This window comes from Mucilaginibacter auburnensis, assembly GCF_002797815.1.
GTDB classification, from domain to species: domain Bacteria; phylum Bacteroidota; class Bacteroidia; order Sphingobacteriales; family Sphingobacteriaceae; genus Mucilaginibacter; species Mucilaginibacter auburnensis.
In genome coordinates, this window is record NZ_PGFJ01000002.1 from 1,390,178 (window position 1) to 1,404,499 (window position 14,322).

Below are 14,322 nucleotides of genomic sequence, written 5' to 3' on the forward strand. Positions count from 1 at the left end.
TATAATATGAAAAATTTTACCATACTTATAACCTTATTTATTTCCTGGAAACTAAGTTATTCTCAAACAACTAACTTGGAATTAGCATTAGACGGAAAGAAAGCAGCTTACTACATAGCGCTTGAAAATAAATTAGGGAGCGAAGAATACAAAGATAACTCTACATATTATTCTGGAAATAATACAGCTCAGCCTCGAATATTTATGCGTAAGCAACAAGATATTCCGAATCTTTTGGTTTATTATACTTTTTTAAAAACGGACTCAACAGTATCTGAAATATTATATGAGTGGGATGTAAGCAATTTTGATAAAAAAGATAATAATCAACAAACATTAGAATTTGAAAAGAAACTGATAGATCAATACAACCTGCTAACTAAACTTATATCGTCCAAATATGGAGAAGCAGATACTAACGGTAGTTTAAACGATTTGTCATTGATTAACTCAAGAATAGGGCTTAGGCGTACAGATATCTGGAAGCCTGATAATCGTTTCCAAGTTCGGTCATACGTAACAATTTCTAATTTTTATAACCAAAGTGCCTTTACGACATTAAACCCAACTCATAGAATAAGGATATATGTCGAATTGACAAAAAACTAAGCTGCCAATTCAATCTCTAACCCCTAAAAAATAGCTTGCGCAATACGCTTTGTAGGGCCAGGGTTACCCATAGTGTAAAAGTGCATAACCGGTGCACCAAATTTCATCAGCTCTTTACATTGGTTGATCATCCATTCAATGCCTACCTCTTTCACGTCAGCTTCTGATTTGCAGGCGTGCACTGCATCGCTTAGCTCATCAGGGATATCTATGTGGAATATTTTAGGCAAATTAATTAACTGCTTTGACGAGGTAATTGGCTTTAACCCTGGAATGATTGGCACGTTGATACCATTTTCACGGCATTGTTTTACAAACTCCATGTACTTACTGTTATCATAAAACATTTGGGTAACGATGAAGTCGGCGCCGGCATCGATTTTTTGTTTTAAGTATTTAAAGTCTGTTTTAAGGTTGGGGGCTTCAAAATGTTTCTCGGGATAACCGGCCACACCTATACAGAAATCAGATTTAACCGCTTCATGGTCTTCGTGCAGATATTTGCCGTTATTCATATTCACTACCTGCTCCAGTAACTCATTGGCATAGCAATGCCCGCCCTGTGTAGGCACAAATGAAGATTCGGTTTTACGGGCATCGCCACGTAGCACCAAAACGTTTTCTATACCTAAAAACTGCAGATCGATCAAAGCGTATTCAGTTTCTTCTTTGGTAAAACCGCCGCAAATTAAATGCGGCACAGCATCAACGCCATACTTGTTCATAATAGCGGCGCAAACAGCCACGGTGCCGGGGCGCTTGCGGTAGCTCACCTTCTCCAGCAAGCCATTAGCATGCTCCTTATAAACATATTCCTCGCGCGATGAGGTAACATCAATAAACGGCGGATTAAATTCCATTAAAGGGTCAATAGCATTGAAAATGCCCTGAATGCCCTGCCCTTTCATGGGCGGTAATAGTTCAAATGAGAATAAGGTTTTGCCGTTGGCTTTTGCTATGTGGTCTGTTATCTTCATGCCCCCTAACCCCCTAAAGGGGGAATTTGGTTTAATGGTTCAATATTAATATAATTTCTTCTAACTCTCCTACCCCTTCAGGGGGCCGGGGGTTAATAATTCAGGTTCGGCCCTAACCAGCGTTCAACCGTTTCTACGCTCATCACTTTACGTTTGGCGTAGTCTTCAATTTGGTCTTTGCTGATCTTGTTCAAACCAAAGTAGCGCGATTGCGGATGTGAGAAATAAAACCCGCTTACGGATGCCGCCGGCATCATGGCCAAACTTTCGGTAAGGTGCATGTGTGCGTTGTCTTCAGCTTTAAGCAAATTAAACAAGGTGATCTTCTCGGTATGCTCCGGACAAGCAGGGTAACCCGGCGCCGGACGAATACCTACATATTCCTCTTTTATCAGGTCCTGATTGCTTAAAGTTTCGTCCTTAGCGTAACCCCAGTACTCTTTACGTACCAGCTCGTGCATTTTTTCGGCAAAAGCTTCGGCTAACCTGTCGGCTATTGCTTTGGCCATAATGCTGTTATAATCGTCGTGATCTTTTTCGTATTTGGCCACCAGTTCATCGCACCCTAACCCGGTTGTCACGGCAAAGCCGCCGAAATAATCGGGCACGCCACTTTCCTTTGTTGCTATAAAATCTGATAAAGCATAATAAGGTTCGCCCTGCGGTTTTTCGGCTTGCTGGCGGAGGGTATGTATGCGAGATAATACCTGCGTGCGGGTTTCATCGGTATACAATTCAATATCATCGCCTACTGCATTGGCAGGCCAGAAACCTATTACACCGTTTGCCTGCAACAGGTTTTCATCAACTACCTGCTTCAACATCGCCTGGGCATCGTCAAATAGTTTTTTGGCTTCGTCGCCAACAAACTTATCTTCAAATATTTTAGGATAGCTGCCACGCAACTCCCAGGTATGGAAAAAAGGTGTCCAGTCAATATAAGGCACCAACTCCGCCAGCGGATAGGCCTCAAAAACCTTGGTGCCGGTAAACGAAGGTGCAGGCGCAACCTTAGTTACATCTATCTGGAACTTTTGTGCCCTTGCATCAGCTAATGATACAAAACGCTTATCAGAACGTTTGTTGGCGTGTGCCTCGCGGGCTTTGGCATATTCATCTTTTATACCCTGAATGTAGCTATCACGCGTGTCTTTATTCATCAGGTTACTGCAAACGGTAACACTGCGCGATGCATCCAGCACATGTATGGCGGCACCTGAATAATTTGGCGCAACCTTTACCGCGGCATGTATGCGAGATGTTGTAGCGCCGCCAATAATTAACGGAATAGTAAAGCCGTTGCGCTCCATCTCTTTGGCAAAATGTACCATCTCATCTAACGATGGGGTGATCAATCCGCTCAGGCCGATAATGTCAACCTCCTGCTTTTTAGCTTCTTCAATAATACGCTGCGCAGGCACCATTACCCCGAGATCGATGATCTCAAAGTTATTGCAAGCCAATACCACGCCCACAATATTTTTGCCAATATCGTGTACGTCGCCTTTTACGGTGGCCATTAAAATTTTACCCGCGCTGCTGCGCTGCCCACCGCCGCCTTTGGCTTTTTCTGCTTCAATGAACGGTAACAGGTAGGCCACGGCTTTTTTCATTACACGGGCAGATTTTACCACCTGCGGCAAAAACATTTTACCGGCACCAAACAGATCGCCTACTATGTTCATGCCATCCATTAACGGACCTTCAATCACTTCTAACGGACGCGCATATTTCTGGCGGGCTTCTTCCACATCGGCATCCAAATATTCTACAATACCTTTTACTAAAGCGTGCGATAAGCGACTCTCGACAGATTCATTACGCCATTGCTCATCGCGTACTATTTCTTTGCCTTTACTTTTAATGGTGTCGGCATATTCTACCAAGCGCTCAGTAGCATCCGGGCGACGGTTCAACAACACGTCTTCCACCAACTCTAACAGGTCTTTTGGAATCTCTTCGTAAACCTCCAGCATACCGGCATTAACAATGCCCATATCCATACCCGCTTTAATAGCGTGGTATAAAAATGCCGAGTGCATTGCCTCGCGCACAACGTTGTTACCTCTAAACGAAAATGATATATTACTTACACCACCGCTTACCTTGGCGTGCGGCAGGTTTTGTTTGATCCAACGGGTGGCTTCAATAAAGTCAACCGCGTAGTTATTGTGTTCTTCTAAACCGGTTGCAACGGTCAAAATATTTGGGTCGAAGATGATGTCTTCAGGCGGGAAGCCAACCTCATTCACCAATATATCGTAAGAGCGACCGCAGATTTCTTTACGCCTTTCCAGGTTATCTGCCTGGCCGGTTTCATCAAAAGCCATTACTACCGCGGCAGCGCCATAGCTCATTATTTTACGGGCGTACTCTTTAAACTTGTCTTCGCCTTCTTTGAGGGAAATAGAGTTAACAATGCCCTTGCCTTGTATACATTTTAAACCCGCCTCAATAACCGTCCATTTAGAGGAGTCAATCATGATAGGCAGTTTGGCAATATCAGGTTCAGACGCAACCAAATTAAGAAATTTAACCATTACCGCTTCCGAGTCTATCATACCCTCGTCCATGTTAATGTCGATAACCTGGGCGCCACCTTCAACCTGTTGCGCGGCAACAGATAAAGCTTCCTCGTAATTTTCGGCCAATATCAGCTTACTGAACTTGGGCGAACCGGTAATGTTGGTACGCTCACCTACGTTAACAAATATACTTTCGGGTGTAATGGTAACCGCCTCTAAACCGCTCAGGCGCATGTTGGGCGCAAGTGTTGGCACTTCGCGTGGCGGGTATTGTGCAGCTTTACCGGCAATACATTTTATATGGTCGGGAGTGGTACCGCAGCAGCCGCCCACAATGTTTACCATGCCTGCTTTTATAAAATCATCCACCTGGTGGGCCGTTTCGTGCGGTGTTTCATCGTACTGACCAAACTCGTTAGGCAAGCCGGCATTAGGGTAGGCTGATATGAACACATCCGCTTTTTCAGAAAGTTCCTGCAAGTGCGGACGCATTTCACGAGCGCCTAAAGCACAGTTAAGCCCTACAGATAACAGGTTAGCATGTCGCACCGAGTTCCAAAACGCCTCAACCGTTTGCCCCGAAAGGGTACGGCCGGAAGCATCTGTAATGGTACCCGATATCATGATAGGCAAATGCTTGCCGCTTTCCTGCGCGTATTTATCAGCAGCAAACAAAGCTGCTTTGGCATTCAGGGTATCAAAAATGGTTTCAATTAATAATACATCAGAACCACCATCAACCAAACCACGGATCTGATCATAATAAGCATCAGCCAGGTTATCAAAGGTAACAGCACGGTAACCCGGGTCATTCACGTCCGGCGAAAGCGAAGCGGTACGGTTGGTAGGACCAACAGCGCCGGCCACAAAACGTGGTTTTGAGAGGTCTTTTTTAGTGAACTCATCAGCAACCTCACGCGCTAAACGGGCGCCTTCGTAGCTCAGCTCATAAGCCAGTTCTTCCATCTGGTAGTCGGCCAACGAAATTACCTGCGTGCTGAAAGTGTTGGTTTCAATTATATCTGCACCCGCGTTTAAATACTCGGCATGTATAGCCTTTATAACGTCGGGGCGTGTAAGGTTAAGCAAGTCATTATTACCCTGCAGATCGCAAGGGTGGTTTTTAAACCTTTCGCCTCTAAAATCAGCTTCGGTTAATTGGTACCGTTGTATCATGGTACCCATTGCCCCGTCAATAATGAGTATTCGTTTTTTGAGTTCTTCTCTGATGTCCATTTCGTTTAGATATGAGAAGTGAGATTTGAGATATGAGAAAACCCATAGCTTTTAACACATTCCCGTATTTAGTGTGAAATAATTGATAAAGAACGAACAAGAATCTCAATTCTCATGTCTCAGATCTCACATCTATAATCGCTTATTTCGAAGAGTCGGATAAATTTGACTTTCGCTTATCTGTCTCGATCCATAAAGTCGGCGGACCGAGTAGAATGTAGCACCTTGTAAGTTACAGGTTGCCAAGACATCGCAGGGTCTAATCCCTCCGTCTTTCTCTATAAGCAGCGCAAAATTGCGAAATAAGATTGTAATGTGCAAAGCCTAAAGTATTCCGGTTGACTTGATTGAAATAATTTTGACACAAAAAAGGCCGCTTGTGTGAAGCGGCCTTAACTATCTTGATAAATTTCGCTTACCGCCTGTCGCCAAATATGCGCAGCATAGACATAAACAGGTTAATAAAGGTGGTATACAAAACAAATGCACCGATGATAACCAGCTTTTTAGACTCGGCATTGCCGTATTCTAAACCGGCGCCAATGCGTTTAAGCATTTGAATATAGTAAGCGGTTAAACCTACCATTATAGCCATAAAAACAAAGCTCAATATGTAATCCAGTTGCGAGCTTCCTAAAAAGAAGTTAACCAGGCTTACTACAAAAGCCCCTATAAATATGATTATCAATACAGAACCAAACTTAGTTAAGTCTTGCTGAGTAGTGTAACCGGCAATTGCCATGATAGCAAAAACCACCGAAGCACTCAAAAATACAGTGAATATAGAGCTGGCGGTATAAATTAGTGCAAGTATGCTTAATGTAACGCCGATAGACACTGCATAAGCAACAAACAAGCCCACTACTGCAGGGTAAGAAAGGCGCGAAGCGGCAAATGATAAAGCCATAGACAAGCCCACGGGAGCAAATACAGCTAAATAACCCAAGCCTGTTAATTTACCAGTTATAGGATCTTGAATGACAGTTAATATACTCGGCCCGATCAGAAAAGCTACAATAGCTGATATACCAAGGCCTACAAACATCCATGTAAAAACTTTAGCTAAGTATTTACGTGATGAATCTGCTTCGTCGATTTGTATTACGTTATCATAAACGTATTTTGAATCTTTAATTTCCATGTTCGGTTTATTAAATTGTTGTTGTGTCTAAGATAGATAATTTAGATACGGGAGACAAGATGCAAGAATCAGGACAATGTAACATTAGAGGTCTTAGCTCTTGACTCTTAATTCTTGTCTCCATCTAATAAAGTCTCTTCGTCAGTTGTTCTTCCACTTTTTTAAAGAACTGTACAGGTTTGAGGTTGCGCCATATCATTTCATCCAGCTCACCGCCAAAGTTAATGTAATAGTCAATATTACTGCGTTTAAACTCCTCTATTACATGCTCGCGGAAATTAATGCCTGCTATCCAGCCATCTTCCACATCCTGAAACCATTCTTCGTAATAACTGTCGTCTGACGAGTGGAAGTTCAGCACATTCTCCCCTATCAGTATGAACTTATTGATGCCGTAATCTTCCATCAGCTCAATAATCTCCCGCTTGAGTAGCATTATATCATTGCTGATAGCATCGTTCCACTCACCTATAAATTCGATGATAGCATAAGAACGGTCGTAATCAACAAATAGTACTTTAATGTATAGCGTATTTGATCCGAATGAATCCCATTGGGGATGCAACAGGTAGTTATATAACTGTTTATCAAATTCAAACTCACTATACTCTGTAGCATAAAACGGCGAACGCTCATCCTCTGCGGCAATATAGTCGTCGCGCCATCGGTAATATGGTTCTATTTCGTGCATTTAGCCTCTTTCTAATTAAATTTTTTCCAAAGTTTTGGATATAACTTCGGTAAGTCTTCTTCTCTCCACTCTGTTCCTACAATTTTTGGCCCGCCAAAATCATAATTCAACCCTTGCGCAAATGCTACACCTCTCGGAAAAGAATCGTCCTCCTTTTGTTTACCCGTTTTATTTTTATAAGCTTCGGTCGACACATAAAGCAGAGCCTCGAAATCAGGTACAACGCCTTTTTTTATAAGGGCTGCTAAATATTCAGGATTTTTCAAGGTCTGTTTGAAGGTCGTTTCACCCAAACTTATCAACCACAGTCTATAATACAAAAAACCATCGTCAGATGCCCCCCCGTCCATTATAGTGTTGGCCGCTAATACTTTGTAGCTATTCGCCTCAATAAGCTTTTTGCAAAGTATTACTTCAAAATTTATGATCTCAGCCGGCTCATAAGCTGAAAGTTTTTTTATTATAATTTCATTTTGCAAGTCTAAATTGCCTTTTGCAGCGTTATGAGAGTAATCAATTATTTTCCAAAATTCTCTCTCGTCTAATTTATCAGCAGCCGTAAAATCAACGGCGGGCTTGAAACTTTCAGCATCATTAACAGGCACACAGCTCAAGTTAACGCTCAAGATGACGAATAAAGCAATAGTTAAAAAACCCCTCATCTTACTGATTGCTTATTTTGATGAAACTCGACGGCCTTTCTTACACTTCCATGCTCTTCCAACAGTTTGGCGGCAGTTGCTTCGTCCAATCCGGTTTCTGCAACTATCATTCGGGTACCGCGGTCAACCAGTTTATTGTTAGTAAGCTGCATGTCCACCATTTTATTGCCCTTCACCCTGCCCAGTTGTATCATTACCGATGTACTAAGCATGTTCAGCACCATTTTTTGCGCGGTGCCGGCTTTCATTCGGGTTGAACCGGTAACAAACTCCGGACCGGTAACCACTTCTACCGGCAATTGGGCTACCGCTGCAACAGGGCTACCATTGTTACATACAACGCAACCGGTAAGCACATTATTTTCATTTGCTGTTTCCAGGCCGCCAATAACATAAGGGGTAGTGCCTGATGCCGCTATGCCAACCACCACGTCTTTTTCATTGATGTTAAAAGCCTGCAGATCGCGCCAGGCCTGCTCCTTATCGTCTTCGGCAAACTCAACCGCTTTGCGTATAGCGCTATCGCCACCGGCAATAATACCTACCACCCAATCAAACGGAACACCAAACGTTGGCGGGCACTCTGAGGCATCAACCACCCCTAATCTGCCGCTGGTACCCGCGCCTATGTAAAACAAGCGTCCGCCTTTGCTCATACGTTCGGCAACAGCTGTTGCCAGCGCTTCAATTTGCGGCAATGCCTTACTTACCGAAACGGCAACGGTTTGATCTTCGTGATTGATGTGGCGCAGTATTTCGGCCACACTCATTTTTTCCAGATCATTATAATGTGAGTCTTTTTCGGTAGTGCTTTGCATTGTGTTGTTTTAGTTTAAATAAATGTCGCTTGTTTGACTCACCCCGACGTTGCTTCGCTCGTCACCCCTCTCTGCTGCGCAAAGAATGGGATTTGAATTTATTTCTCTACCCTCTTTTTCGCTTGCGAAAGAGAGGGTGGTCCGGCGCAGCTTTGACCGGGTGAGTAAATGCAGCCTGCCATTTATGCTATTTTTACAAAATTGAGTAAAATTAATGATAATGGTTAGATAATTGCTTCTACAAAATGCCGCCTGTAGCACTAAAATTATTAGCTTTGTGTTAGGAATGAAACAAACTGCCGCTATCATATTCCGTTCTGCAATCCTCGTTTTGCTTGGGGTAACCATTGGCCTTTACATAGGCGGTGGCAGCTTTGGCGGTGAGGATGTTGACCTGGCATTTTCGGGCAGAAGCAAACTTTCCAAAGTACTTGACCTTGTGCGTAATAACTATGTAGACTCTGTAAACGTTGATAGTGTTGAGGGCGAAACCGTTAATGAACTCCTGCAACGCCTTGATCCACACTCTATTTACTTACCTGCGCAACAAGCCCAAAGCGTAAACGAAAAACTGGAAGGCGGCTTTAACGGCATTGGTGTAGAATACAATTTGCTGCGCGATACCATGGTGATCAGCTATGTATACCCGGGCGGACCAGCGGCTTTGCAGGGCATTAAGGCAGGCGACAAAGTAATTGAAGCTAATCATCAGAAATTTGCCGGTATACAGTTAACTAACACGCAGGTAAGTAAAACCTTACGCGGCGAAAAAGGCTCCAAGCTTGACCTGGCTGTTTTACCTGCCGGAAGCAATAGCTTGAAAACAGTAACTATAAAACGCGACCGGGTTCCATTAAGCAGTATTGATGCTGCTTATAAAATAGCGGGCGAAACAGGGTACATCAAAATAAGCAAGTTTGCCACCACTACCGATGCCGATTTTAGAAAAGCATTATTAAAGCTGAAAGCCGATGGCGTAAAAAAACTGGTGCTTGACCTGCGCGGTAATGGCGGCGGCTATTTAAATACCGCAACAAGTTTAGCCGATGAGTTTTTGAATAGTAAACAACTGATAGTTTACACCAAAGGCAAGCACGAACCACGTACAGATTACTTTGCCACCGACTCGGGGGTATTTCAAAACGGTAAACTGGCAGTGTTGATAGATGAATACTCTGCCTCGGCCAGTGAAATTTTAGCTGGTTCTTTGCAAGACCTTGACCGGGCCACTATTGTTGGTCGCAGGTCGTTTGGTAAGGGATTGGTGCAGGAGCAGTTTCAGTTTGATGACGGTTCGGCTGTTAACTTAACCGTTGCCAGGTATTATACAGCATCCGGGCGTTCCATACAAAAAACATACAAAGACGGCGCCGTTAGCTATCGCAATGAGTTAGCCGAGCGCATGCGCAAAGGTGAATTATTTTCTGCGGAAAGCAATTTGAATGACAGCGTGTTGCGCACCAACAGTAAATATCGCACATCAGCAGGGCGCAAGGTATTTAGCGGTGGCGGTATTATGCCCGACGTTTTTGTACCCGAAGACACCACAAAAAACACATGGCTGATACATCAGCTAAGTAAAAACGATGTTTTTACAGCTTATGTAATTGACTACCTGCAACTGGTATTAAAAACTTACACCACTGACGATGCCTTTATCAGCCAGTATAACGTTAGCGATGTTGAGTTGAACAGATTTTTTAAATATGCGGCGCTTACAGTAAAAGACATCACCAACGAAGAAATAATAGCCGGCAAAGCACACGCCAAAACACTATTAAAAGCTACCGCAGCCCATTTTAAATGGGGCGACGAAGCTTACTACAAAACGCTTAACAATACAGACGTAGCGGTTTGGAAAGCGGTGGAGAGTCTGGATTAATTGTCTGAACTAAGATTTTTTGGATGATTGGGATAATAGGATTTGCTTAATTTTTAGCGATCAAGCTTTCCATAAAACTATAGTACTGCATTTCCACATCCATTTTATTAGCAATCTCTCCTATTAAGTTGTAATAATCATCACTTATTGCAAGGTCAGACTCATACAGCTGCATAACGACTGTATCAAAGCACAAACCATGTTCACGGTGGTCTAAAAACTCGCAAGCTTGCTTTACATAAACTTCTGATGATCCAAAAACTTTTGACCTCTCTATCAAAAGATTAAGTTGGTTTATTAAAGACATACTCAGATCGCTTGCTCAATCCTATAATAAATATAATCCTATAAATCTTAGTTCAAACTACTTCTGCCTGAACCAAACCTGCACCGGTGCGCCGCTCAGCTCAAAGTTTTCGCGTAGTTTATTTTCTATAAAGCGATAGTAGGGTTCTTTGACGTACTGAGGTAAATTACAGAAGAACGCAAACATTGGGGATGTACCTGCAATTTGAGTAGCGTATTTAATTTTAACGTATTTACCTTTTATAGATGGCGGTGGATAATTTTCAATTATCGGCAACATTACATCATTTAGTTTTGAGGTAGAGATCTTACGGGCCCGGTTCTGGTAAACCTGGTTAGCAACTTCAATCACCTTTAATACGCGTTGTTTCTCGGTAACAGAAGTAAATACGATAGGTACATCAGTGAAAGGCGCTATCTTCTCGCGTATCATCTCCTCAAAAACCTTAACTGTTTTGCTGTTCTTTTCTATCAAATCCCACTTGTTCACCACGATCACGATGCCTTTTTTGTTCTTTTCAGCCAAGTGGAAAATGTTCATATCCTGCGACTCAAAACCTTCTACAGCGTCAATCATTATGATAACAACATCGGCTTCCTCTAAAGCTTTGATAGTACGCATTACCGAGTAAAACTCAATATTTTCCTTCACCTTGGTTTTTTTACGCAAACCGGCAGTGTCAATCAGCATAAAATCATGACCATACTGATTGTAATGGATGTGAATACTGTCGCGGGTTGTACCTGCAACCGGGGTAACTATATTACGTTGCTTACCAATCAATGAATTGATAATTGACGACTTACCCACATTAGGACGCCCAACAATGGCATATTTAGGGCGCGTATTATCTTCCAGCGGAACATCTTCAAAGTGTTTAACCACTTCGTCTAATAGCTCACCGGTGCCTGAGCCGGTCATTGACGATATGTTATAGATCTCGCCTAAGCCAAAACTATAAAATACAGAAGCTTCGGTTTGCTGGCTATTGTTATCCACCTTGTTAACAACAACAAAAACAGGCTTTTTACTCCGGCGAAGCAATACGGCAATCTCATCGTCCAAATCGGTTATGCCGGTAGTAACATCCACCACAAACAAAATTACTGAAGCTTCCTCAATGGCAATTACAACCTGCTCGCGTATAGCTGCTTCAAAAACATCATCAGAGTTGGCTACATAACCACCGGTATCAATTACGGTAAAAGGGTGGTCGGTCCACTCGGCTACGCCATAATGCCTGTCGCGGGTTACGCCGCTAAAGTCATCAACAATAGCTTTACGGCTTTCGGTCAATCGGTTGTATAAGGTTGACTTGCCAACGTTTGGGCGGCCAACTATTGCTACTATGTTACTCATTTTTCTTTTAGATTTGAGACATGAGATATGAGAATTGAGATATAACCATACAGTCTAACATCTCAATTCTAATATCTCAAATCTTAGTTAATGTACCCAAATTTTTTCAGGTAGTTTTTGGTGTCGCGCCAGTCGGGTATAACTTTTACAAACGTCTCCAGAAATACCTTGCGCTGAAAAAACTCCTCCATATCCTTGCGAGCGTAGGTGCCTACTATTTTCAGCATTTTACCCCCCTCGCCTATTATTATATTTTTTTGCGATTCGCGCTCCACAATAATCTCAGCGCTTATGCGGTAAAGCTTTTCGCCTTCAATAAATGCGGTAACCACCACCTCACAGCTGTACGGAATCTCTTTTTTATACTGTTTCAAAAGCTGCGCCCTTATCATTTCTGATGCAAAAAAACGGTCATTTCGATCAGTAAGTGCGTCTTTTTCATAGTAGGCGGCATGCTCCGGCAAATTATCTACCACAAAATCCATAACAGCTTTAATGTTATGATCATGCAGCGCAGATATAGCAAACACAGCTTTAGGGTTCAGCTTTTCCTGCCAAAACTCAATCTTCTTTTTAACGGCCCCCTCATCGCTTTGGTCTATTTTGTTTACCAGCACGGCAATAGGTGCAAGGCTGCCTTCCAGTTTTTTCAGTACGTCGTTTTCGTCATACTCTTCGTGTATATCTGTAACGAGCAGTATCAGGTCGGCGTCAACTATTGAGCCTTCCACCTGATGCATCATACTTTCCTGTAAAGCGTAATGCGGTTTTATAACGCCAGGCGTATCAGAAAAAACAATTTGATAGTTGTCTGCGTTAACTATACCGAGGATGCGGTGACGCGTAGTTTGGGCCTTCGGTGTAATAATAGACATCTTTTCGCCCACCAATGCGTTCATTAAAGTTGACTTACCCGCATTAGGCTTGCCAATTATGCTCACGAAACCTGCCTTATGACCCATATTAAAAATTTTAAAATATTATTTGGACTGCAAAGAAACGAATTATATCTTTGCAGACCAATTCAAACAGAATGTTAATTGCATTTTGATAATTGAAAGAGGCTTTTCGGAGTAATGAACCGGTTAAACAAAGCCAAATATAGTGCGGGATGGAGCAGTTGGTAGCTCGTCGGGCTCATAACCCGAAGGTCGTAGGTTCGAGTCCTGCTCCCGCTACCCAGTAAAGCCTCTGATGAAAATCAGGGGCTTTTTTTTGTGGGGTTGTGTGTGTTGGTTATAGGCAAAATCGCTTGTTTTTATCGGCGGCAGATCTAAAGCAATTACCATAAGAGGTACAGCGTCAGGTACACAAAACAGAGAATTCTCTCGAATTAAAACCTACTGCTATGACAGATATCAAAGAACTACTTACAGAGTTTAACCGCTACGCTTACGGACAATCCCTTCACACCGCATTCACTGACAGGCTTGATTGGATGCTGCTACCTTTTAAAAGGTATGAGGCTGCTGATGAACAACGTAAGGCACTCGAAACCTACCAATCCCACCCAAAGGTTGAACACCTGGTTAAACTTATAACGCTGATAGGTGACTTGTCGGAAGGATTCCGTGACCCACTCGGTGAACTATTCATGCAAGCTATTAGCAATGGCCACAATGGCCAGTTTTCTACTCCAACTCCAATAGCGGACATGATGGCAATGATGCAGATGGGTGATGTTTCTGACGGTAGACGAATTAACGATCCGGCTTGTGGTAGTGGCAGGATGTTACTTGCGGCAGCTAAACTAAATCGCAGTAGCTTGCTGTACGGTGCAGACCTTGACATAACTTGCTGTAAGATGTCACTATTCAACATGCTGCTTAACTCACTTACTGGCGAAATAGCCCACATGAACACGCTGAGCAATAGATTTTACAGAGGTTTCAAAATTGATAATGTACTGGTTGATGGCTTTCATATGCCTTACTACACTGAATTTACGGAACCTGAATTAAGTTACATTTGGTTACGTCCTTTAAAAGTTCAGGAGGTTAAACCTAAGTTTGATAAACCATTTGAACCTATAAGGTCAGTGCAAGCTATAACTGGTGTGCAGGGCAGCTTATTTTTAGCTATTGCACCAGGTTTCTCGCATTTATAGTGGGTCTA

General features: G+C 42.8%; 12 protein-coding genes, 1 tRNA gene and 1 riboswitch. Of the genes, 4 read left to right on the forward strand and 9 right to left on the reverse strand.

Features of this window, described 5'->3' with window-relative positions; genetic code table 11:
- Window positions 1–6 precede the first annotated feature (6 nt).
- A complete protein-coding gene (locus CLV57_RS16930) occupies window positions 7–609 on the forward strand; it encodes a hypothetical protein (protein WP_100342559.1) in 603 nt (200 codons plus the stop codon).
- Window positions 610–632: 23 nt separating this feature from the next.
- On the opposite strand, the gene metF is transcribed toward CLV57_RS16930, so the two are convergent.
- The 6 genes from metF to murQ all read right to left on the reverse strand — a co-directional run bounded on the left by metF (window position 633) and on the right by murQ (window position 8,659).
- Entirely contained in the window at window positions 633–1,586 is a 954-nt protein-coding gene (gene metF, locus CLV57_RS16935; protein ID WP_100342560.1) for a methylenetetrahydrofolate reductase [NAD(P)H], read from the reverse strand.
- 92 nt (window positions 1,587–1,678) lie between these two features.
- Entirely contained in the window at window positions 1,679–5,347 is a 3,669-nt protein-coding gene (gene metH, locus CLV57_RS16940; RefSeq protein ID WP_100342561.1) for a methionine synthase, read from the reverse strand.
- Between the two features lie 173 nt (window positions 5,348–5,520).
- A riboswitch (SAM riboswitch) is annotated at window positions 5,521–5,634 on the reverse strand.
- 128 nt (window positions 5,635–5,762) lie between these two features.
- Window positions 5,763–6,488, reverse strand: coding sequence for a Bax inhibitor-1/YccA family protein (locus tag CLV57_RS16945; RefSeq protein WP_100342562.1), 726 nt, complete (start codon window positions 6,486–6,488; stop codon window positions 5,763–5,765).
- Between the two features lie 124 nt (window positions 6,489–6,612).
- Window positions 6,613–7,179 (reverse strand): hypothetical protein, encoded by a 567-nt coding sequence (locus tag CLV57_RS16950; RefSeq protein ID WP_100342563.1) that lies wholly within the window; start codon window positions 7,177–7,179, stop codon window positions 6,613–6,615.
- 11 nt (window positions 7,180–7,190) lie between these two features.
- Window positions 7,191–7,841 (reverse strand): DUF4240 domain-containing protein, encoded by a 651-nt coding sequence (locus CLV57_RS16955; protein WP_100342564.1) that lies wholly within the window; start codon window positions 7,839–7,841, stop codon window positions 7,191–7,193.
- Window positions 7,838–8,659, reverse strand: a complete 822-nt coding sequence (gene murQ / locus CLV57_RS16960) for an N-acetylmuramic acid 6-phosphate etherase (RefSeq protein ID WP_100342565.1) — start codon at window positions 8,657–8,659, stop codon at window positions 7,838–7,840. Before murQ ends, CLV57_RS16955 begins: the two co-directional genes overlap by 4 nt.
- A 286-nt stretch (window positions 8,660–8,945) precedes the next feature.
- Here murQ and CLV57_RS16965 point away from each other — a divergent pair, with 286 nt between their 5' ends.
- Window positions 8,946–10,541, forward strand: a complete 1,596-nt coding sequence (locus tag CLV57_RS16965; protein WP_100342566.1) for a S41 family peptidase — start codon at window positions 8,946–8,948, stop codon at window positions 10,539–10,541.
- 46 nt (window positions 10,542–10,587) lie between these two features.
- Here the strand turns inward: CLV57_RS16965 and CLV57_RS16970 are convergent, their stop codons facing one another.
- The 3 genes from CLV57_RS16970 to era all read right to left on the reverse strand — a co-directional run bounded on the left by CLV57_RS16970 (window position 10,588) and on the right by era (window position 13,169).
- The gene (locus CLV57_RS16970; protein WP_157799204.1) at window positions 10,588–10,821 is read right to left on the reverse strand and encodes a MafI family immunity protein; all 234 of its coding nucleotides are present in this window, start codon (window positions 10,819–10,821) and stop codon (window positions 10,588–10,590) included.
- 84 nt (window positions 10,822–10,905) lie between these two features.
- Window positions 10,906–12,207 (reverse strand): ribosome biogenesis GTPase Der, encoded by a 1,302-nt coding sequence (gene der, locus CLV57_RS16975; protein WP_100342568.1) that lies wholly within the window; start codon window positions 12,205–12,207, stop codon window positions 10,906–10,908.
- 83 nt (window positions 12,208–12,290) lie between these two features.
- Window positions 12,291–13,169 carry a GTPase Era gene (gene era / locus CLV57_RS16980; protein ID WP_100342569.1) on the reverse strand — a complete coding sequence of 293 codons (879 nt, stop codon included), beginning with the start codon at window positions 13,167–13,169 and terminating at the stop codon, window positions 12,291–12,293.
- Between the two features lie 143 nt (window positions 13,170–13,312).
- Here era and CLV57_RS16985 point away from each other — a divergent pair.
- Both CLV57_RS16985 and CLV57_RS16990 read left to right on the forward strand, forming a co-directional pair.
- Window positions 13,313–13,389: transfer RNA gene (locus CLV57_RS16985), tRNA-Met, on the forward strand.
- A gap of 166 nt (window positions 13,390–13,555) precedes the next feature.
- Window positions 13,556–14,314, forward strand: coding sequence for an N-6 DNA methylase (locus CLV57_RS16990; RefSeq protein WP_100342570.1), 759 nt, complete (start codon window positions 13,556–13,558; stop codon window positions 14,312–14,314).
- The last annotated feature ends 8 nt before the right edge of the window (window positions 14,315–14,322 follow it).

What these genes read in the sequence shown, in the direction of transcription:
- CLV57_RS16930 (WP_100342559.1), top strand. Translation starts at nt 7, where the DNA reads ATGAAAAATTTTACCATACTTATAACCTTATTTATTTCCTGGAAACTA.
- metF (WP_100342560.1), bottom strand. Translation starts at nt 1,586, where the DNA reads ATGAAGATAACAGACCACATAGCAAAAGCCAACGGCAAAACCTTATTC.
- metH (WP_100342561.1), bottom strand. Translation starts at nt 5,347, where the DNA reads ATGGACATCAGAGAAGAACTCAAAAAACGAATACTCATTATTGACGGG.
- CLV57_RS16945 (WP_100342562.1), bottom strand. Translation starts at nt 6,488, where the DNA reads ATGGAAATTAAAGATTCAAAATACGTTTATGATAACGTAATACAAATC.
- CLV57_RS16950 (WP_100342563.1), bottom strand. Translation starts at nt 7,179, where the DNA reads ATGCACGAAATAGAACCATATTACCGATGGCGCGACGACTATATTGCC.
- CLV57_RS16955 (WP_100342564.1), bottom strand. Translation starts at nt 7,841, where the DNA reads ATGAGGGGTTTTTTAACTATTGCTTTATTCGTCATCTTGAGCGTTAAC.
- murQ (WP_100342565.1), bottom strand. Translation starts at nt 8,659, where the DNA reads ATGCAAAGCACTACCGAAAAAGACTCACATTATAATGATCTGGAAAAA.
- CLV57_RS16965 (WP_100342566.1), top strand. Translation starts at nt 8,946, where the DNA reads ATGAAACAAACTGCCGCTATCATATTCCGTTCTGCAATCCTCGTTTTG.
- der (WP_100342568.1), bottom strand. Translation starts at nt 12,207, where the DNA reads ATGAGTAACATAGTAGCAATAGTTGGCCGCCCAAACGTTGGCAAGTCA.
- era (WP_100342569.1), bottom strand. Translation starts at nt 13,169, where the DNA reads ATGGGTCATAAGGCAGGTTTCGTGAGCATAATTGGCAAGCCTAATGCG.
- CLV57_RS16990 (WP_100342570.1), top strand. Translation starts at nt 13,556, where the DNA reads ATGACAGATATCAAAGAACTACTTACAGAGTTTAACCGCTACGCTTAC.